This window comes from Phycicoccus sp. Root563, from assembly GCF_001427915.1.
Lineage (GTDB): Bacteria > Actinomycetota > Actinomycetes > Actinomycetales > Dermatophilaceae > Pedococcus.
The window spans coordinates 2,905,951-2,925,193 of record NZ_LMGM01000001.1 but is presented as its reverse complement, the minus strand read 5'-3'; the positions used below and the strand labels follow the sequence as shown (position 1 = coordinate 2,925,193).

Here is a 19,243-nt window from a genome sequence, read left to right as displayed (position 1 = left end):
ATCCCGAGGGCCCCGAGGGGCCTGGGGACCACCGAGGCCGTCGTGGCGAGGTGCCACGACGGCCTGGCGTGCTCAGGGGTTGACGCGCAGGGACAGCCGGGAGCCGTGCAGGGCGTCGGGGCCGGCGACGAGGACGATCTCCCCCGCATCGACCCGAGTGGTGTTGTCGGTGCCGAAGTAGGCGAACTGGTCGGCCCGCACGGTGAACGAGGCGGTGCCCTTCTCCCCCGGCGCGAGGTCCAGGAACGCCCAGTCGACGAGCTCGACGAGAGGTCGGGTCACCTGGGCGACCGGGTCGCGGAAGGACAGCTGCACCACCTCCCTGCCGGCGCGGTCACCGGTGTTGGTGACATCGATCTCCACGACGACCTCACCGGCCCCGGACAGCTCCGTCCCGCCGACCGTGCGCAGCTCGCCGTACTCGAACGAGGTGTACGTGAGGCCGTACCCGAACGGCAGCCTCGGGAAGACCTGGTCGTCGAGGTAGCGGCCCTGCCGACCTTCCTCGTGCAGCTCGATGAGCCGACCGGTGGGCCGTTGGTGGGTGCTCGTCGGGATGTGCCCCGTGGTCCGGGGGAACGTCATCGGCAGGCGTCCGTGGGGTGCCACGTCACCGAACACGATGTCCGCCAACGCATTTCCTGCCTCGACACCGGGGTGCCAGACGACCAGCACCGCGTCGGCGAGGTCCAGGACGTCACCGAGCTCGAGCGGCCGACCGGTGTAGACGACCACGACGAGCGGCTTCCCGATCCGTGACAGCTGACGCAGGTGCTCGAGCTGCCCGGCCGGTAGGCCGATGTCGGTGACCGAGTTCGCCTCGCCGGATCGCCAGGGATGCTCCCCGACGACCGCGACGGTGACGTCGGCGTTGCGCACCTGCTGGACGGAGCGGTCGCTGAACCGGCCGTCGGAGACGAGCAGCTGCTCCCCACCCAGCCGGGCCCTGAAGGCGGTGGCCGGGGCGACGACGTCCTCACCACGGCCGTCGAGGGTCCAGGTCCCGAAGAGCTCCTCCGCGGCCTCGGCGTACGGACCGGTGAGGTGCACGGTCCCCGCACCGGGTGCGAGCGGCAGGATCCCGTTGTTGGAGACGAGGACGTGCGCCGCGTGGGCGGCGCGCAGGGCCGTCGCCCTCGAGGCGTCCGTCGGTGCGTTGCTGCGGATCGGCTCGCCGACGTAGGGACGGTCGAACAACCCGAGCCGGAACTTCAGGGTGAGCAACCGGCGCACCGCGCCGTCGACCAGCGCCTCGTCGACCTCGCCGGACTCCACGAGCTCGGCGAGGTGCGCGGCGTAGGAGCCCGAGCACATGTCGAGGTCGACGCCCGCCTCGATCGCCAGGAGCGCCGCCTCGCGCAGGTCTGCGGCAACACCTTGGTGGACCAGCTGCCCGATCCCGTTCCAGTCGGCGACGACGACGCCGTCGAAGCCCCACTCACCCTTGAGCACGTCCCTCAGCAGGTGCCGGTGGGCGTGCATGGGCGTGCCGTCGACGTCGTTGAAGGCAGCCATGATCGTGGCGACACCGGCGTCGACGGCGGCCTTGAAGGGGCGCAGGTGCAGGTTGCGCAGCGTGTTCTCGCCGACCGAGACGGTGTCGTAGTCGCGGCCGCCCGCGGAAAGGCCGTAGCCGGCGAAGTGCTTGGCGCAGGCCGCGATGTGGTCGGGGTCCGAGGGGTCGTCGCCCTGGAACCCCTTCACCATCGCGGCAGCCAGCCGCCCGCTGAGGACCGGCGTCTCGCCGAGCGACTCGGCCACCCGGCCCCATCTCGGCTCCTCCGACAGGTCCACCATGGGCGCGAACGTCCACGCGACACCGTCGACGACCGCCTCGGCGGCAGCCACGGCGGCGACCTCCTCGACGAGCCCCACGTCGAAGGACGCCGCGAGACCGAGCGGGATGGGGCACACCGTGCGGTGCCCGTGGATGACGTCCCGCCCGAACAGGACCGGTATGCCGAGCCGGCTCGCCTCGACCGCGTGGCGCTGGGCCGCGTCGATGTTCGCCGCCAGGACACCTTCGTCACGCTCGTTGCCACCCGTGGCACCGCTGGCGAACAGGCTGGAGCCGATCCGTCCTCCGGCGAGCTGCGCGGCGTCGTCGTCGGGGTGGATGTTGGCGACCTGATGGGTCTGCCCCACCTTCTCCGCCAGGGTCATCTGCGCCAGGAGGAGCTCGACGCGTTCGGTGGTGCTGCGGTCAGGGTCCAGCCAGGGCCGGGCGCTCTGGTCGGCAGTCATGTCAGGAGATCTCCACGGTGAGCTCGATGTCGTCGCCGGTCGCGCGCGCCAGCAGGTCCGTCCGGGCGACGCTGACACCCGCTCCACGGTACGGGTTCTGCAACGGGATCGACCGCAGCTCACGGCCGCCGGACGTCACCCGGGTCACCCCGGATCCCACTGCACCGACGCGGTAGGTGATCCGCAACCGCTTGTCCCCCAACGGGACTCGCGCGGTCAGTCCGTCCAGGCCGGGGTCGAGCACCGGGTCCAGCTCGACCCGGTCGGCACGGGCACGCACTCCGAGGAGGGTCTCGGCGAGCAGGCGCAGGTAGAGACCCGGTCCGGAGGAGTACACGCGCCACCCACCCTCGAGGTCGACGTCGCCCGCCATCAGCGCGGCATACCGCTCGCTCGCGTCGAGGCGGTCGTCGAAGGCGCCGTCCGAGGAGGAGTAGTAGGTGGTGCTCTGTCGCGGGCGGGCGTTCGGCACACGCTCGGTGATCCCGACCGGGTTGGCCTGGGCCAGAGCCGCGAACAGCCGCCGCGGCTCGCCGAACCGCGCCAGCGCCTCGGCGTAGCGCAGGTGGGCGTGCATGTACATGAGGCCGATCTCGCGACCCCAGAAGGTGCTCGCCTCGGCACGCTGGAAGACGCTCATCGGCCCGCCCCGGTACGCCACCGGGCGGTCGAAGAGCCGGGCGCCGTCGGGACCGAGCAGGTGCTCCTCGATCAGGTCGAGGTGGGCGCGGGCCTGGTCCGGGGTGAGCAGGTCGGCCGAGATCGCGTGGATCCACGGCAGCACGCCGTACGTGAGGCCGGTGCGGGTGTCGCGCGGGTGCACCAACGGCTCGGACGTGCCGTCGTCGTGGAGGAGGACGTACCCCGGCAGGACCCCGTCGACCATCAGGTCGGACTGGATGGCGTCGTCGGCGGCGTCCGCCGCCTCCCGCGCCCGGGTCACCAGGTCGTCAGCGGCACCGCAGGACTCGAGGCCTTCGGCGAGGGACCGCAGTGCCGTCACGAGCAGGACGGTGGTCCACGTGGAGACGAGGCGGGCCGCCAGGTGGGGGTCGGCCGGCTGGAGCGAGTCGTTCCAGTCCCCGTGCCCGTAGGCCGGCAGGGCCGTTCCGGGGACGCGCACCTCCGCCACGCGGTCCAGGGCCCCGCGGAGGTGGTCCTCCACGGAGGCCGGCACGGTCAGGCCGTCGTCACCGACGAAGGGGACCCCTTCGCTCAGCAGGGAGGCGTCTGCGGTCGCGCGCAGGTAGTCGCCCGTCGCCAGCAGCGGCCAGTAGACCACGTCACCATGGGCGTCCTGCTGGCCGCCCTCGGCCAGCGGCGGGAGGAAGTCGAAGGCCTGGGGCCAGTCCCCCCGGGCGTTCTGGGCGCGGAAGACGCGCAGCAGCACGTCGCGCTGCTCGTCGTCGCGCCCCAGTGCCGTGAGCAGCCCGACCGGTCCCTGGCAGACGTCACGCGTCCCCCACCCGCCGCCCGAGAACTGCTCGAGACCCCGCGGGGACAGGTAGTGCACCAGGGCGTTCTGGGTGAACCACGGCAGGACCGCGTCGATGCGGGCGACCTCGGCGGCGAGGGCGCCTGCGGGGTCGGACGCGGCAGCGACCGGCGTCCCGAGCCGCAGGCCGCGGGAGACCGTCGAGGTCCAGTCCGGCCCGAGGTGCTGGTCGGCCGTCGGACGCACCTCCAGGTCGGTCCGCGCGTCGGCGACCGAGAGGGTCAGGTCGAACCGGCTGCGCGCGGGGACCTCGAGGGTCACCCACGGGGTGCCACGCGTCGTGCCGTCGGCGAACAGGAGCTCGTCGCCGCCGACGGCGATCCCGCTGCCCTGCCAGTCCAGTCGCAGGGTCGTGTCGTCGTCACCGATGTCGAGGCCGCCGTCACGCTCGGTGAGGAGGTGGTCGGCGGGGTCGAGCCCGTCGTCGCCCGACAGGGCGACGTGCAGGGCCACGAGGACGCGGCGCGGGGCACCGGACAGCCACCGCACCGACAGGCCGAGCTCGTGGGAGGTTGTGGGGGCCGACGAGGTGACCTCGAGGGCGACGTCGTCGGCGCAGTACCACCAGGTGGCGGAGTCGGTGCGCAGCGACCAGGCGCTCGGGGTTTCGAGCAGCGCCCAGCCGGTGGCACTCGCGCCGTCCTCGACGAAGACCCGCAGGCCCTGGGCCCGCTGCACGCCGAGGTAGCCGCGACGGGTCGACAACAGCCGGTCGCGACCGACGTGGCCCCGCGTCACCTGCGAGTGGAAGCCACCCGTCATCCAGACCGTCGAGGTGAGTCCGCGGGTGTCCGGCACGAGGGAGTCGCCGGTCCGCAGGAGGTGGCCGTGCGGGCGGAGGACGGCGCGTTCCTTGGCCGCCGTGACGACGTGCGAACCGTCGCTGCCGAACCCGGCCAGCAGCTCGCCCTCGTCGTCGTGCTCGGCATGGGCGAGGTCGGTGTGACCCGTGATCTCGCGCAGGGTGTCGGGGTCGAGGTCCTCGCTCGCGAAAACGGGGGCAGCGCTGAAGAGCGCGCCGGAGCGGGCACCGGACCCGTGCGACGCCCCCTGCGACGCGAGGGCGTCCTCGAACCAGTCGACAGCGTCGGCCTCGGGCTGGGCCAGGGCGACGTCCGCCCAGTGGGCGTCCGAGTCCGAGGTGGCCTCCGGGTGGTCCTCGAGGCTGGTGCCGTGGAACCCCGTCAGGTGCCTCCCCCCGGGAGTCAGGCGAACCGGGGCGTCCTGGAGGACGACCAGGGCGTGCTCGTGCTGGAGCCGGTGCGAGGGCAGGACGGCCGTCGCGAGGGCGACAGGCTCTCCCGGCCGCTGCGCACCGCGCACCAGCTGGAGGGTGTCGGTCGCCCAGCCCGCGCCGCTGGCCAGCGAACCCACGAGCACCCAGGGCACCAGCTCGCCGGGCATGTTCTGCCGCACGGCGATCGCGGTGCCACGGCTCGTGGTCACCGGGGTGAGGTCGAGGTACTGGCTCACGTAGAACTCGTTGTTGCGGACCGCCCCGTAGGGCGCCAGGCCGGGGTCGTGCGTCAGGACGACGTCGACCTCGACCTCCGTGTCACCGGTGTTCTCGACCGCCACGTGCCAGAACCACACGGGGGCCGACGCAGCGAGGCGGAACGTCACGGCATACCGCAGCCCGTCCCACTCGCCGGTCACCGTGGGGACCTCCGCGGACCAGCTCACCGAGCTGGGGCTCGCAGGCCCGAGCAGTGGGACGTATGCCGCGTCGTCGCCGTCGAGGCGCCGCAACCAGAGGTTGAGCGGGCCGGCCTCGTGGGCGCTGGCGGGGTACATCAGGAGCGAGGTGTCACCGGCGTCGAGACGGGCCAGGCAGGCCTCGTCCGTGAACACCGCCCTCAGCCCTGCGTCGCTGGAGAGTTCATGGTGGCCACGCGTCATCGCGTTCGTCCGAAAAGACACCCCTGTTGTATAGCAGTGGCGCAAGCGCCGATGACAACCCGAATTCGCTTGTAAATAAATGAAACTCGATCACTGAGCACGAGCCGCGGCCATGAAAGTACTTTCATGGCCAGAACCGTTGACACGCCACTGCGGACCGACCCAAGGTGACAACACATTCATCACCCCGGAAGGTCAGTCAATGTCGACGAAAACCAAATCCGTTGTGGCTCTTGCACTTTGCGGAGCCCTGGGCCTCTCGGCCTGCGCGGGCAGCCGCTCAGCAGGAGGCGAGGGAGGTGGGGGCGCTGGTGGCGACGGCATGATCGCCCAGCTCAACTTCCCCTCCGACGCACCGGCGACCATCGGTGGGCTGGTGGACTACAACCCCTACGCCGTCAACGCGGTCACCAAGACGTGGCTCTACGAGCCCCTGATGATCCGCAACGGCATCACGTGCAACGTCACCCCCTGGCTGGCCACCGACTTCACGTGGGACGGCGGCGCGACCACGCTCGACTTCACCATCCGTGACGGCGTGAAGTGGAGCGACGGCCAGGCGTTCACGGCCAAGGACGTCGCCTTCACCCTGAACCTCGCCAAGCAGTACCCCGCCCTGGACCGCGCCGGCATCTGGACCGACGTGTTCGGGGCACCGGCGAAGAGCGTCACCGCCACGGGCAACAAGGTCCGGATCGAGTTCACGGGCAACGCCGCCCCGAAGTTCGACGAGCTCATCAAGATGCAGGTCCTCCCGGAGCACGTGTACGGCAAGGTCGGCGACCCCACGAAGTACATCGACAAGGCCCCGGTCGGCACCGGCCCGTTCAAGGTCGGCAGCTACAACGGCCGCCGCCTCGAGCTCGTCCGCCGCGCCGACTACTGGCAGGCCGACAAGGTCAAGGTCCAGAAGCTCGTCCTCGAGGGCAACTTCGAGGCCGCTCAGGCCGCCCTGAAGCTGAAGTCGGGCCAGCTCGACGCCTACCAGGGTGAGATCCCCAACCCGAAGCGTGCGTTCATCGACGCCGACCCCAAGACGAACCACCTGTACTTCCCGCCGAACGGCATGACCGTCTTCTCACCGAACGTCGAGAAGGCACCGTTCAACGACGTGAAGTTCCGCGAGGCCATCGCGCAGGGCTTCAACCGCCAGGAGATGTCCGACAAGGCGACCTACGGGATCATGAAGCCGGCCAGCCAGACCGGACTCAAGCTCCCGGCCGCGGCGAACCTGCTCCCGGAGCAGTACGCGGCGAACGGCGGCGCGAACACGGTGATCCCGTTCGACACCGCCAAGGCCAACCAGATGCTCGACGCCGCCGGCTACGCCAAGGGCGCCGACGGCAAGCGCACGACGCCGGACGGCAAGCCGATCAACATCACGTTCACGGTCCAGGCCGGGTACATCGACTACCAGTCGATGGCCGAGGTGATCGTCCGCGACCTCAACGCCATGGGCGTCAACTCCAAGGTGCTGGCCACCGCCCCCGAGTCGGTCGACGCGCAGAAGAAGAGCGGCGACTACCAGGCCCTGCTCGAGTACCTGCACGGTGGCTGCGAGAACGCCAAGAACATCGGCGGCAAGCTCGCGTCCAACCAGATCCCGACCAAGACCGCGATCCTCGGCAACGTCGAGCGCTTCCGCGACGCGTCGACCGACGCGACGGTCAAGGAGCTCAGCGCCACGGTCGACGAGGCGAAGCAGAAGCAGCTCGTCGGCACGCTGGTCGACACGATGATGACGAAGTACCCGGTCATCCCGCTCATCTACGCCCCGGCGCGCATCTTCTACCGCACGGACAAGGCCGTCGGCTGGCCGGACGAGGCGAACCCCTACGCCCAGCCCGCCGACGACCGGCTGCTGATCATCACGAACCTCAAGCCCGCCAAGTAACCCCGGCGACGCACAGGTCCAGNGGGAGCACCGACACCGGTGCTCCCGCTGGCCCCCCGGGGCCGTGAGGCCCGCCACGAGCTCGACGGTCTCCCGGCCCGAGGGCGCACACGGACAAGGAGGTCCGCCGTGAGGTACTTCGTCCGCAAGATCGCGTTCTTCCTCGCGACCCTCTGGGCCGCGATCACCCTCAACTTCATCATCCCCCGGCTCCAGCCCGGAGATCCTGCCGAGGTGATGGTCCAGAAGCTCGCCGGCAAGGACGCACAGCTCAACCCCGCCGCCGTCCAGGCCATGCGCGCCATGCTCGGCGCGCCCGACGGCAACCTGTTCACGCAGTACGTCAGCTACCTGGGGGCGTTGGCGCACGGCGACTTCGGCATCTCCTACACGTACTACCCCTACCCCGTCACCGAGGTGATCGGTCAGGCCCTGCCCTGGACCCTCGTGCTCGTGGGGGTCACGCAGATCCTCGCCTTCGTCATCGGCATCACCCTCGGTGCGTATGCCGCGTGGCGACGCAACACCCGCTTCGACAGCATCGTCACGCTCGGGTCCACGTTCATCGGGACGCTGCCGTCGTTCTGGATCGCGTTGCTGCTGCTGTTCGTCTTCGGCTACACGGTGGGCTGGTTCCCCACCAGCGGTGGGTACTCCGCCTCCACCCCGGGCTTCAACGGACCCTTCATCACCGAGGCCGTGTCCCACTCGTTCCTGCCCGCCCTGTCGCTGCTCATCACCGCGCCGATCGGCTGGATCCTGGGCATGCGCAACACCATGGTGATGAACCTGGGCGAGGACTACATCCGGCTCGCGAAGGCCAAGGGCCTCCCCGACCGCGTGGTTGCCCTCCGGTATGCAGCGCGAAACGCGTTGCTGCCCAGCGTCACCGGCTTCGCGATCGCGCTCGGCGGCGTCCTCGGCGGCTCGATCCTCGTGGAGCAGATCTACGACTACCCCGGCATGGGGCGCCTCATGGGTGAGGCCATCGGCAACCGCGACTTCCCGCTGCTGCAGACCTTGCTCCTGTTCATCATCGTCGGCGTCCTGCTGGCGAACCTCGTCGCGGACCTCCTCTACGGGGTGCTCGACCCGCGTGCACGGAGGGCGCAGTCATGACCGCAGGAATCGTCCAGACCGGCTCCGAGGAACGCCCCGGCGACGCCACCGACGAGCGGGGCGAAGGCGACGCCGGCTACAGCCAACAACGGTGGTGGCAGCTCCTGTGGAGCAACACGAAGGCCCGGGTCGGCATCATCCTGCTGCTGGCCTTCATCCTCATCGCGGCGTTCGCACCCCTGATCGCGCCCTACGAGGGCACGCGCTCGGACTTCGACGCGCTGCTGCCCGTCAGCGGCGACCACCTGCTCGGGACCACGAGCCAGGGCGCCGACATCTTCTCCCAGCTCGTCTACGGCAGCCGCGTCTCCCTGCTCGTGGGCCTCTTCGGCGGCCTCGTCTCCACCGCGATCGCCCTCGTCATCGGCATGTGGTCGGGCTACAAGGAGGGGACGGTGATCGACGACATCCTCTCGTTCATCACCAACGTCGCCATCGTCGTTCCCGTGCTGCCCCTCATGATCGTGCTGATCGCCTACAGCGAGGTGCGCGGCATACCGCTCATCGTGTTCGTCATCGGCATCACGTCGTGGGCCGGTCACGCCCGCGCCAAGCGGTCGCAGATCATCACCCTGCGCAACCGCGACTTCGTCACCGCGGCGAAGTTCGCCGGCGAGGGGTCGGGACGGATCATCTTCCGGGAGATCATGCCGAGCATGACCTCGCTGGTCGCCGCCGGGTTCGTCGGCGCCTCCACCGGCGCCATCGGGGCCGAGGCCGGCCTGTCCTTCCTCGGCCTGGGCGACCCGAACTCGATCTCGTGGGGCACGATGCTCTACCAGGCCGACTCCCAGGGTGCGGTCGGGCAGGGCCTGTGGGCGTGGGTCCTCGCGCCCGGGCTCATCCTCGCCCTCCTCATCACGTCGCTGACGTTCATCAACTTCGGCGTCGACCTGCTGTCCAACCCCCACCTCCGGGAGGACTCGTGACGACCACCGACGCCACCACCGCCGCCGCGACCACCGAGTCGGTGCCCACGTCGCAGACCCTTGCCGCCGACACCCGTCGCAACAGCCACCCGCTGCTGCGCGTCCGTGACCTGAGCGTCCGGTTCGAGCCGAAGATGTCACCGGCTCTCACGGCTGTGGACAAGGTCAGCTTCGACCTCCTCGAGGGCGAGTTCGTCGGCCTCATCGGCGAGTCGGGCAGCGGCAAGTCCACCCTGGCGATGGCCCTGCTGAGCCTGCTCGAACGGCCGGGACGGATCAGCAACGGCAGCATCGAGTTCGACGGCGAGGACATCGCCTCCATGTCGCAGGAGGACCTGCGGCACCGCCGCTGGCGCGACATCGCCACGGTGTTCCAGAGCAGCATGAACTCCCTCAACCCCGTCATGCGCGTCGAGGCGCAGTTCCGCGACGCCATCGAGGAGCACAGCGAGCTGCGCGGCGACGCCGTGACGGAGCGGGTCCGTGAGCTCTTCTCGATGGTCATGATCGACGAGAAGTTCATGAGCGCCTACCCGCACGAGCTGTCGGGAGGGATGAAGCAGCGCATCAACCTCGCGCTGGCCCTCTGCAACCGCCCACGCTTCGTCCTTCTCGACGAGCCGACGACCGGCCTGGACGTCGTCGTGCAGCGCTCGATCCTCGAGGCGGTGCGCCGGCTCCAGAAGGAGCAGGGGTTCGCCGTGCTGTTCATCAGCCACGACATCGGCACCGTCATGGAGCTGTCCGACCGGATCTTCGTCATGTACGCCGGCCAGCTCGTCGAGCAGCAGGCAGCCACGACGCTGGTCAAGGACCCGCTGCACCCCTACTCCAAGGGACTGCTGGGTTCGTACAGCAACCCGCGTGCCGACACGGTGCGGGTGACCTACATCCCGGGCCGCCCACCGGACCTCACGCGCCCGATCAGCGGCTGCCGGTTCGCCGCGCGCTGCCCCGAGGCCATCGAGCGCTGCTCCAGCGACGAACCGCAGCTGCTCCCCCTGGCCGGAGGTCGCGTGGCGTGCCACGTGGCGCACCTGCAGCGCGGGCCCTCGGAGGACAAGCCGGACGGCCTCCCGGAGCAGACCACGCGGTTCGCCGGGCCGGAGTTCGTCAAGACGGCCGAGGACAGCGATCGCGCCCGCCGTGGCGAGGTCTTCCTCGAGGTCGACTCGGTGACCAAGGTCTTCGAACGGCGACGTGGCCTGAGGAAGCAGCAGACCCTGGCGGTCGACGACGTCTCCTTCGCCCTGCGCAAGGGCGAGGTGACGGCCCTGGTGGGCCAGAGCGGCAGCGGGAAGACGACCCTCGCCCGCATGATCACCGGGGTCGACAAGCCCAGCAGCGGCACCATCCGCTTCACCGGCTCCGAGGGCACCATCGCGGTGGAGAAGCTGAGGACGCGCCAGCTGCGGGACTACCGCAAACACGTGCAGATGGTGTTCCAGGACCCCTACAGCTCGCTCAACCCGGCACTGACGCTGCGGTACACGCTGACCCGTCCGCTGCGCAACCACCGCGGGCTTTCGGCGCAGGAGGCCGATGCCGTCGCCGGCGAGCTCATGGAGACCGTGGCGCTCACCCCGAGCAACCGGTTCCTCGACCGCTACCCGCACGAGCTCTCGGGCGGCCAGCGCCAGCGCGTCGTCATCGCGCGCGCCCTGGCGGCCAACCCCGAGCTCATCGTCGCCGACGAGCCGATCTCCAGCCTGGACGTCTCCATCCGCGCCGAGGTGCTCGAGCTGCTGCAGGAGCTGGTCACCGGGCACGACATCGGTGTCCTCTACATCACCCACGACCTGCTCAGCGCACGGCTGCTGGCCGACGAGATCCTCGTGCTGTCGCAGGGCAGGGTGGTCGAGCAGGGCAACGCCCTCGAGGTGATCCGCAACCCGCAGGACGCCTACACGCGCACGCTGCTCGACGCCATACCGAACCCGTTCGAGCAGGTGACCACGACGTCCTGACCGCACCCACCCGGCCGCGGCCGCTCCCGAGGGGCGGACGCGGTCGGTGGCGTGCTTGCCGGTCCCCAGCCTGCCCGCAAGGATGCTCCCCATGGACAGGGCCCGACGGTGAGCGTGGAGGCTGACGACCGACCGGTGACGATCTACACGGTCGCCGAGCGGGCCGGGGTCAGCATCGCGACCGTCTCGCGGGTCCTCCAGGGCTCCGCGCGGTCCTCGCCGCTGACGCGCCAGAAGGTCCTGCGGGCCGTCGAGGAGCTCGACTACGTGCCGCTGCGGGCCGCGCGCACGCTGGACGTGAAGCGGCACGAGGCCCATGGGCTCGTCCTCCCCGGCCTGACCGGTCCGTACTTCGCCGAGCTGCTCGCGGGGTACGAGTCGACGGCCGCGCAGTACGGCCAGTCGGTCGTCGTCGTGCTCGCCGCCGGCATCGCCGACCTCGACACGACCCTGCGCACCCTCCTCGCGCGGGTCGACGGGCTCGTCCTCACCCACGGCACGGCGAGCGACTCCATCATCCGCACCCTGGCCACGAAGACCCCCACGGTCGTCCTCGCGCACGCCCCGATCGAGGGCTGTGACACGGTCCTCGTGGAGAACAGCGAGAGCGCCGAGGAGCTGACCACGCACCTGCTCGGGCACGGCCGCCGCAAGCTCGTCTTCGTCGGCGACCCGGAGACCTCCCACGACATCAGCCAGCGCTACGACGGGTTCGTCTCGGCCCTCGCTGCGGCGGGGGTCACGGAGGGGATGCCACCGCTGCGGGTCTGGTTCGAGGAGTCCTCGGCCCTCGAGATCGTCGAGACGCTGATGGCCGCCCCCGGCAGGGCCGACGCCCTGGTCTGCGCCAACGACGAGCTGGCCCTGGCCACGATGACGCTGCTCGCACGGCGCGGGGTGGTCGTGCCGCGGGACCTGGCGATCGTCGGGTTCGACGACATCATGGCGTCGCGGTACGTCGACCCCGGCCTGACCACGGTGAAGCAGCCGACGCACGGGCTCGGTCGCTGGGCGGCGATCCGCCTGCACGAGCGCATCCAGGGCCGCACCCGCGACGTCGCCCCCCAGATCCTGCCCACGCAGGTCGTCCTCCGCGGATCGTGCGGGTGCCCCTGGGAAGGCCCCGAGATCCGCCCGAGGCGCCAGCACCTCGGCGTCGACAGCCTCACCGCCCGCGCCTGACGGGGAGCTCCGGCGGCTCTGACCTGCGGCGGCGTGGTTGGGGAATGCAACCATGAAGTTGACTGTTCAACTTTCTATGACCCAGACGCATGATGACCTGACCGAGCTCGAGGCCCAGTTCGCCGATCACCTCGAGCTCGCGCCCGAGGCCGCCGACCTCCTGTTCCGCGCGGCCCGGACCGCCAACTCCTTCAGCGACGAGCCCGTCACCGACGAGCAGGTGCGCGCGATCTTCGAGCTGGTCAAGTGGGGCCCCACCGCCATGAACAACCAGCCCCTGCGCATCGTCCTGGTCCGCTCCCCCGAGGCACGCGGCCGGCTGGTCGAGCACATGGGCGGCAACAACAAGCCGAAGACGTCCACCGCCCCCCTCGTGGCGATCCTGGCGGCCGACGACGACTTCCACGACGAGCTCCCCACGGTGTTCCCGATCTTCCCGGGTGCCCGCGACATGCTGGCGGCCGACGACGAGAACCGTCGCACCACCGCGGACCTCAACGCCACGCTGCAGGCGGCCTACTTCATCCTCGGTGTCCGCGCGGCCGGCCTGGCCGCCGGCCCGATGACCGGCTTCGACGCCGCCGCCGTCTCCCGCGAGTTCTTCCCCGACGGGAAGCACCGCGCCCTCATGGTCGTCAACATCGGCCGCCCCGGCCCCGACGCCTGGTTCGACCGCCTCCCGCGGCTCGGCTACGACGAGGTCGTCACCTCCGTCTGAGGCCTGGACCGTGCACCCCTGCATCGTGGCCGTCGTCGCGACCCGGCGGCGGCCACGATCCGGACACCCTTCCTTAACCCGTTGCGGGACGCGCTGGGTGGACCTAGCGTCGAGGTACACGGAAGGGAGGTGGTCCAGGAATTGATTTCATATTGGACGCGTGAGGTGACTGCGCGCTAGGTGCGCAACGTCGACTGCTTCGACGGCGCATCCTGCGCAATCCCAAGCAGTTCACCGCAGCCCGCGGGCCGTGCAGGTCGTCCCCTGCACATGTCGAGCCGCTCGAATTCGGCGAGGCGAGGCCCGCGGGCTGTTCCATGCCCGGACGTGCGGACGCCCAGACCCCCGGATGGTCTCTGGCACAGCGGTGGACGGCGGCCTCAAGTCCCCCGACGAGGCCACCGCCCACCTGTTCGCGGGGCACCACACGATGCCGAATCGCCTGGTGACAGGCGCGATCCCCTAGGGACGCAGTGTGGCAGCCTCGGCCGCCAGCCGCTCGACCACGTCCCAGTCGCCGCGCGCGACGGCGTCCTTCGGGGTGAGCCACGAGCCACCCACGCAGCCGACGTTCGGGAGCGCGAGCCAGTCCGCCGCGGTCTCCCGCGTGATGCCGCCGGTCGGGCAGAAGCGCAGCTGCGGGCACGGCCCGGCCACGGCGGAGAGGTACGGGCGTCCACCGCTGGCCTCGGCGGGGAAGAACTTCATCGCCTCGAGCCCGGCCTCGGCCAGCGTCAGCATCTCGGTCAGCGTCCCCGCACCCGCGAGCAGGGGTAGTCCTGAAGCAAGAGCCGCCTCCAGCAGCCGTGGGGGCGAACCCGGCGTGACGATGAACTGTGCGCCGGCGTCCTGCACCTGCCGCACCTGCTCGGGCGTGACCACGGTGCCCGCGCCGACGACCATTCCCTCGACCTCCGAGGCCACGGCCTCGATGGCGCCGAGACCGGCCGCACTGCGCAGGGTCAGCTCGATGACCGGTATGCCGCCGCGGAGCAGCGCCCGCGCGAGGGGGACCGCCTGCTCGACGGAGTCGACGACGACCACGGGGATCACCGGCGCGAGGTCGAGGATGTCCGCCTCGCGGGAGATGACGGGCTTGGCGGGAACGGTCGTGGGGACGGTCATGAGATCTCCTCGGCGGGGATGACGGAGTGGTCGAAGGCGCGCCCCAGGCTGGCGAAGACGTGGGCGCCCTCGTCGGCGCGGCCCACTGCCGCACGCATCGGCGCGAACAGCTCACGACCCGTACCGACCCCCTCCTCGCTCACCCGCTGGGCGGGCAGCCGCGCGGCGAACTCGTCCTCGTCGACGAGGACGTCGAGTCGACCGGTGCGGGCGTCGACACGGATCACGTCACCGTCCTGGATCCTCGAGATGGGGCCGGCGTGGACAGATTCCGGCGTCACATGGATCGCGGCCGGGATCGCGCCGGACGCTCCGCTCATCCGACCGTCGGTGACGAGCGCGACGGCGTGGCCACGCTTCTGGAGGACACCGAGGGACGGGGTCAGCGCGTGCAGCTCGGGCATGCCGTTGGCGCTGGGACCCTGCTCGCGGATGACGACGATGACGTCACGGTCCAGCTCACGGCGCGAGAACGCCTGGAGGAACCCGACCTGGTCGGTGAACACCCGGGCCGGGGCCTCGACGACCTTGTGCTCGTCGGCGACGGCCGAGACCTTGATGACGGCGTGGCCCAGGCTGCCGCGCAGGACACGCAGCCCGCCATCGGCGGCGAACGGGTCGGTCGCCGGGCGCAGGACCGCGGGGTCGAGCGACTCCGCCGGGGCGTCGACGAACTCCAGGACGCCGTCGACGAGCTGCGGCTTGCGCGTGTAGTGGCGCAGGCCGGGCCCGGCGAGCGTGAGGACGTCCTCGTGCAGCAGCCCCGAGTCGAGCAGGGTGCGGACGAGGTAGGGCGTGCCTCCGGCGGCGTGGAAGTGGTTCACGTCCGCGGGGCCGTTGGGGTAGATCCGCGCGACGGAGGGGACGGCCGCAGACAGGTCGTCGAAGTCCTCCCACGTCAGGTCGACCCCGGCAGCGGCGGCCATCGAGATCAGGTGCATCGTGTGGTTCGTCGAGCCGCCCGTGGCGAGCAGGGCGACGACACCGTTGACGACGGACTTCTCGTCGACGACCTGGCCGATGCCGTACGGCTGCTCGGAGCCCGCGATCTCCGCGACGCGACGCGTGGTCGCCGCGGTGAGGGCGTCACGCACCGGGTCGTCGGGGTGGATGAAGGCTGCACCGGGCAGGTGCAGGCCCATGACGTCCATGAGCATCTGGTTGGAGTTGGCGGTGCCGTAGAAGGTGCACGTGCCGGGCGAGTGGTAGGACGCGACCTCGCTGGCGAGGAGCTCCTCGCGCCCCGCCTCGCCGGCGGCATACGCCTTGCGCGTCTCGGCCTTGTCGGCGTTGGAGCGCCCGCTCGCCATGGGCCCGGCGGGCACGAGCGCGGTCGGCAGGTGGCCGAACGACAGCGCACCGGCGACGAGGCCGGGGACGATCTTGTCGCAGACCCCGAGCATGAGGACGCCGTCGAAGACGTCGTGGGAGAGCGCGATCGCCGTCGACATCGCGATCACGTCGCGGCTGAACAGGCTGAGCTCCATGCCGGCCCGGCCCTGGGTGATGCCGTCACACATCGCGGGGACCCCACCGGCGACGCGCGCGACGGCACCGACCTCGCGGGCGGTCTGCTTCATGGCCTGCGGGTAGTGCTCGAAGGGCGCGTGCGCAGAGAGCATGTCGTTGTAGGACGTGACGATCCCGAGGCTGACCCCGGTGTCGGCAGCCATGGTGGTGCGGTCGCTCCCCCCGCACGCCGCGACGGCGTGGGCAAGGTTGGAGCACCCGAGGTCGGTGCGGGCCGGGCGCAGGCTCAGCTCGGAGGCAGCGCGGGACAGGCGCTGCAGGTAGGCCGTGCGGCTGGCGCGGCTTCGTTCGGTCACCCGGGCGGTGACCTCGGCGACGACGGGGTGGATGGCGGTGGCCATGGGGCTCCTGGAAATCGGCGGTCGAAGAAGGAGGACCGCGCGGACGACACCCTTGGCGTGCGCGTGTGTGATTCGTTTCACAAGTGTGCCGACGTCTCACGATTCATCAACGCCCATCCCGCCATGCGGACACGGCTGGCGGGGACCCGACGCGCGCTCAGGGTGCCGACCAGCGCGCCGTCGGCCACCATGTCCGTCATGGGCGAGTGGATCGAGCGGCTGATCGAGCAGGTCGAGAACGTCGTCTACCTGGCGGTGGCCGTCATCCTCTTCGGCCTCGCGGGAGTGGTGATCGGCAAGACCGCCCTGGCGTTCGGTGACCTCGGCAGCGGCGGTGTCATCGAGACGTCGGCCGAGATCCTCGACCTCCTGCTGCTCGTCTTCATCGTCGTCGAGCTGCTGTTCGCCGTCCGCACGACGCTGGCTCGCCGCGAGCTCGTGGCCGAGCCGTTCCTGCTCGTCGGCATCATCGCCTCGATCAAGGAGATCGTCGTGCTGTCGGTGAAGGCACCCGACCTGCTGGGCAAGCCCGAGTTCGCCGACACGCTGCGGCTCATGGGGCTGCTGACCGGGACCGTCATCGTGCTGGCGCTGGCGTCGTTCCTCCTGCGCCGCAAGGAGCGTGAGCCCAGCGAGGGAGCGAACTCCGGCAACGGCGAGGACGAGGTGGAGCGGGACGTCGACGGCCAGGACGAGAACGCGCGCGAGAAGCGGGCGTCGTTGCAGCCCTAGGGCTGACGGCGGGACAGGCTCCAGCTCGCCGGGTCGTCGAGGGTGCCCTCGCCGGTACGGGTGAACACCAGCCGGTCGTGCAGCCGGTTGCGTCGCCCGCCCCAGAACTCCACCTCGTCGCAGTGCACCCGCCACCCGCCCCAGAAGTCGGGGACGGGCACGTCGTCGGCCTTGCCCCGGTCGGGGAACTGCGCGGCATACCGGTCGTAGGCGGCCTCGAGGTCCGCCCGGCTGCCGACGGGCTGGGACTGCTGCGACGCCCACGCCGAGATGCGCGAGGCCCAGGGGCGGGAGAAGAAGTAGCCCTCGATCTCCTCGCGGTCGAGCTCGACGGCCCGGCCACGGAAGCGGATGGCGCGGAACATCGACGGCCACGTGAGCGCCGCCGCGATGCCGCCGGTGGCGGCGATCTCCCGACCCTTCGCCGACACGGTCGCGGTGACGAAACCTGGGCCGCGGTCGTCGAAGAAGCGCATGAGCACGGTCCGGACGTTCGGCCGTCCGTCGGCGTCGACCGTCGCGATGGAGATGGCCGTCGGTTCCGGCACGTCGTCCTGCGCCTCGGACCGGGCGATCGCCTCGTCGACCCAGAGCCGGGCCTGCTGCCAGGGCGTGTCAGCCACCTCGTCCTCGGAGAGCCCTTCGCCGGTGTAGTCCACGCGCCGCGCAACTGTCATGGTCCGAGATTAGGGTGGGGAGAACGAGCCAGCGACAGGGAGGCACGATGCCAGGCAAGGGCAAGGCCGTCGGCAGCATCATCCGGTGGGGCGTGAAGTACGGCCCGCACGCGATCGTGCTCGCCCAGCAGGCCAAGGAGCCGGCCATGGCTGCAGCGCAGAAGGCCCTCGACCGGCAAAAGGCCAGGCGCCGGGCCATCGAGCACGCCGGGACCGTCCGCGACGGGTCCGTCCTCAAGACGTTCGACCCGCGGGCCGACCACGGCGAGGCGGTCTGGGTCGTCTTCTCCGGCGAGGACCCCATCGCCGCGCACCCGACCACCACGACGCCCATCGGGGAGCTGATCGCCAACAGCGACCTGTCGACGCGGGTCCGTCCCGCCGACCTGCCCACCCCCGCCGAGCGCCTCAAGCAGCTCCCCCGCCGTCGCAGCGGTCACTGAGGTGGCCCTGCTCGACCCGATCTCGAACGGTGCCGGCGCGCTCAGTGCGGGCGCCCGTCGCCAGCTCGCGCACGCCCTGCGCTCCAAGGTCGCCGGCAACGACGCCCAGGTGAAGGCCGAGCGCATCTGGGGTGCGGAGGGTCCGCGGTGGTTCACCCCGCAGGACCCGATCTGGCGCGTGCACGCCGACGCGTCGATGTTCCCCGCCGGGATCCGGGCGCTGCTCCTGCAGTCCCTGCACCCCCTGGCGATGGCCGGCGTCGCCGGTCACTCGGGCTACAAGGGTGACCCGTGGGGACGCCTCCAGCGCACGAGCGAGTTCCTCGCGACGACGACGTTCGGCACCATCGAGGACGCGGAGGCGCTGATCGCGCGCATCCGCGGCATCCACGAGCGGGTCCGCGGCAAGGCGCCCGACGGCCGCCCCTACTCCGCCAGCGACCCGCACCTGCTGAAGTGGGTGCACGTCACCGAGGCCGACAGCTTCCTCACGGCCTACCAGCGGTACGCCGTGACGCCCCTCACCGACGCCGAGGCCGACCGCTACGTCGAGCAGAGCTGCGTGGTCGCCGAGGCCCTCGGCGTGATCGACCCGCCGCGCACCGTCGCCGCCCTGCGCCAGACCATCGAGGACTACCGCCCAGAGCTCGAGTCCACCGAGGCGGCGCGCGAGGCGGCCCGGTTCCTGCTCGTCCACCCCCCTCTACCGTTCGCTGCGCGGGCCGGCTACAGCGCGTTGGCCGCCGGTGCGGTCGCGATGCTCCCCCGCTGGGCCCGTATGCCGCTGCGGCTGCCCTGGCTGCCCGTCACCGAGCGCTACCTCGGCCGGCCGATCGGCGGCTTCGCGACGGCGACGGTCCGCTGGGCCATGCAGGACCCGGACGACGTCCGGCGACGGGCCCTCGCCCAGCGCGACGTCGTCGCCTGACGGCCCGGGAAGCGAAAGCC

The 19,243-nt window shown here is 70.9% G+C and carries 14 protein-coding genes; 9 read left to right on the top strand and 5 right to left on the bottom strand.

The features are described 5' to 3' along the window. Positions 1 to 72 precede the first annotated feature (72 nt). Positions 73 to 2,244, bottom strand: a complete 2,172-nt coding sequence (locus ASD62_RS13935) for a glycoside hydrolase family 3 N-terminal domain-containing protein (protein WP_056916469.1) — start codon at positions 2,242 to 2,244, stop codon at positions 73 to 75. Position 2,245: 1 nt separating this feature from the next. Continuing rightward, positions 2,246 to 5,659: a GH36-type glycosyl hydrolase domain-containing protein gene (locus ASD62_RS13930; protein ID WP_157581475.1), complete on the bottom strand. Its 3,414-nt coding sequence runs from the start codon at positions 5,657 to 5,659 to the stop codon at positions 2,246 to 2,248. 301 nt (positions 5,660 to 5,960) lie between these two features. Between ASD62_RS13930 and ASD62_RS13925 the strand changes: the two genes are divergently transcribed. The 6 genes from ASD62_RS13925 (at position 5,961) to ASD62_RS13900 (ending at position 13,447) form a co-directional block, all read left to right on the top strand. Next, positions 5,961 to 7,532 (top strand): ABC transporter substrate-binding protein, encoded by a 1,572-nt coding sequence (locus ASD62_RS13925; protein WP_056916467.1) that lies wholly within the window; start codon positions 5,961 to 5,963, stop codon positions 7,530 to 7,532. A gap of 129 nt (positions 7,533 to 7,661) precedes the next feature. After that, the gene (locus ASD62_RS13920; protein WP_056916466.1) at positions 7,662 to 8,651 is read left to right on the top strand and encodes an ABC transporter permease; all 990 of its coding nucleotides are present in this window, start codon (positions 7,662 to 7,664) and stop codon (positions 8,649 to 8,651) included. After that, positions 8,648 to 9,580, top strand: a complete 933-nt coding sequence (locus tag ASD62_RS13915; protein ID WP_056916465.1) for an ABC transporter permease — start codon at positions 8,648 to 8,650, stop codon at positions 9,578 to 9,580. Before ASD62_RS13920 ends, ASD62_RS13915 begins: the two co-directional genes overlap by 4 nt. Then, positions 9,577 to 11,547 (top strand): ABC transporter ATP-binding protein, encoded by a 1,971-nt coding sequence (locus ASD62_RS13910; protein WP_235530708.1) that lies wholly within the window; start codon positions 9,577 to 9,579, stop codon positions 11,545 to 11,547. The genes ASD62_RS13915 and ASD62_RS13910 overlap by 4 nt, the downstream gene beginning before the upstream one ends. Before the next feature lie 108 nt (positions 11,548 to 11,655). Further along, positions 11,656 to 12,729, top strand: coding sequence for a LacI family DNA-binding transcriptional regulator (locus ASD62_RS13905; RefSeq protein WP_082580824.1), 1,074 nt, complete (start codon positions 11,656 to 11,658; stop codon positions 12,727 to 12,729). A gap of 52 nt (positions 12,730 to 12,781) precedes the next feature. After that, a complete protein-coding gene (locus ASD62_RS13900) occupies positions 12,782 to 13,447 on the top strand; it encodes a malonic semialdehyde reductase (RefSeq protein WP_235530707.1) in 666 nt (221 codons plus the stop codon). Positions 13,448 to 13,909: 462 nt separating this feature from the next. On the opposite strand, the gene eda is transcribed toward ASD62_RS13900, so the two are convergent. Continuing rightward, positions 13,910 to 14,572 (bottom strand): bifunctional 4-hydroxy-2-oxoglutarate aldolase/2-dehydro-3-deoxy-phosphogluconate aldolase, encoded by a 663-nt coding sequence (gene eda, locus ASD62_RS13895; RefSeq protein WP_082553301.1) that lies wholly within the window; start codon positions 14,570 to 14,572, stop codon positions 13,910 to 13,912. Then, on the bottom strand, positions 14,569 to 16,431 hold the full coding sequence (edd, locus tag ASD62_RS13890; protein ID WP_369818821.1) for a phosphogluconate dehydratase: 1,863 nt from the start codon (positions 16,429 to 16,431) through the stop codon (positions 14,569 to 14,571). The genes eda and edd overlap by 4 nt, the downstream gene beginning before the upstream one ends. Positions 16,432 to 16,641: 210 nt before the next feature. Here edd and ASD62_RS13885 point away from each other — a divergent pair, with 210 nt between their 5' ends. Continuing rightward, a complete protein-coding gene (locus ASD62_RS13885) occupies positions 16,642 to 17,175 on the top strand; it encodes a phosphate-starvation-inducible PsiE family protein (RefSeq protein WP_157581474.1) in 534 nt (177 codons plus the stop codon). Here the strand turns inward: ASD62_RS13885 and pdxH are convergent. Then, the gene (gene pdxH / locus ASD62_RS13880) at positions 17,172 to 17,852 is read right to left on the bottom strand and encodes a pyridoxamine 5'-phosphate oxidase (protein WP_056916461.1); all 681 of its coding nucleotides are present in this window, start codon (positions 17,850 to 17,852) and stop codon (positions 17,172 to 17,174) included. The genes ASD62_RS13885 and pdxH overlap by 4 nt on opposite strands. Before the next feature lie 47 nt (positions 17,853 to 17,899). Here pdxH and ASD62_RS13875 point away from each other — a divergent pair, with 47 nt between their 5' ends. Next, positions 17,900 to 18,295, top strand: coding sequence for a hypothetical protein (locus ASD62_RS13875; RefSeq protein ID WP_056916460.1), 396 nt, complete (start codon positions 17,900 to 17,902; stop codon positions 18,293 to 18,295). Between the two features lie 7 nt (positions 18,296 to 18,302). Further along, on the top strand, positions 18,303 to 19,223 hold the full coding sequence (locus tag ASD62_RS13870; protein WP_082581016.1) for an oxygenase MpaB family protein: 921 nt from the start codon (positions 18,303 to 18,305) through the stop codon (positions 19,221 to 19,223). Positions 19,224 to 19,243 lie beyond the last annotated feature (20 nt).

Coding starts and splice junctions, on each gene's coding strand:
- ASD62_RS13935 (WP_056916469.1), bottom strand. CDS start 2,244: ATGACTGCCGACCAGAGCGCCCGGCCCTGGCTGGACCCTGACCGCAGC.
- ASD62_RS13925 (WP_056916467.1), top strand. CDS start 5,961: ATGATCGCCCAGCTCAACTTCCCCTCCGACGCACCGGCGACCATCGGT.
- ASD62_RS13915 (WP_056916465.1), top strand. CDS start 8,648: ATGACCGCAGGAATCGTCCAGACCGGCTCCGAGGAACGCCCCGGCGAC.
- ASD62_RS13900 (WP_235530707.1), top strand. CDS start 12,782: ATGAAGTTGACTGTTCAACTTTCTATGACCCAGACGCATGATGACCTG.
- eda (WP_082553301.1), bottom strand. CDS start 14,572: ATGACCGTCCCCACGACCGTTCCCGCCAAGCCCGTCATCTCCCGCGAG.
- ASD62_RS13885 (WP_157581474.1), top strand. CDS start 16,642: ATGGGCGAGTGGATCGAGCGGCTGATCGAGCAGGTCGAGAACGTCGTC.
- pdxH (WP_056916461.1), bottom strand. CDS start 17,852: ATGACAGTTGCGCGGCGCGTGGACTACACCGGCGAAGGGCTCTCCGAG.
- ASD62_RS13875 (WP_056916460.1), top strand. CDS start 17,900: ATGCCAGGCAAGGGCAAGGCCGTCGGCAGCATCATCCGGTGGGGCGTG.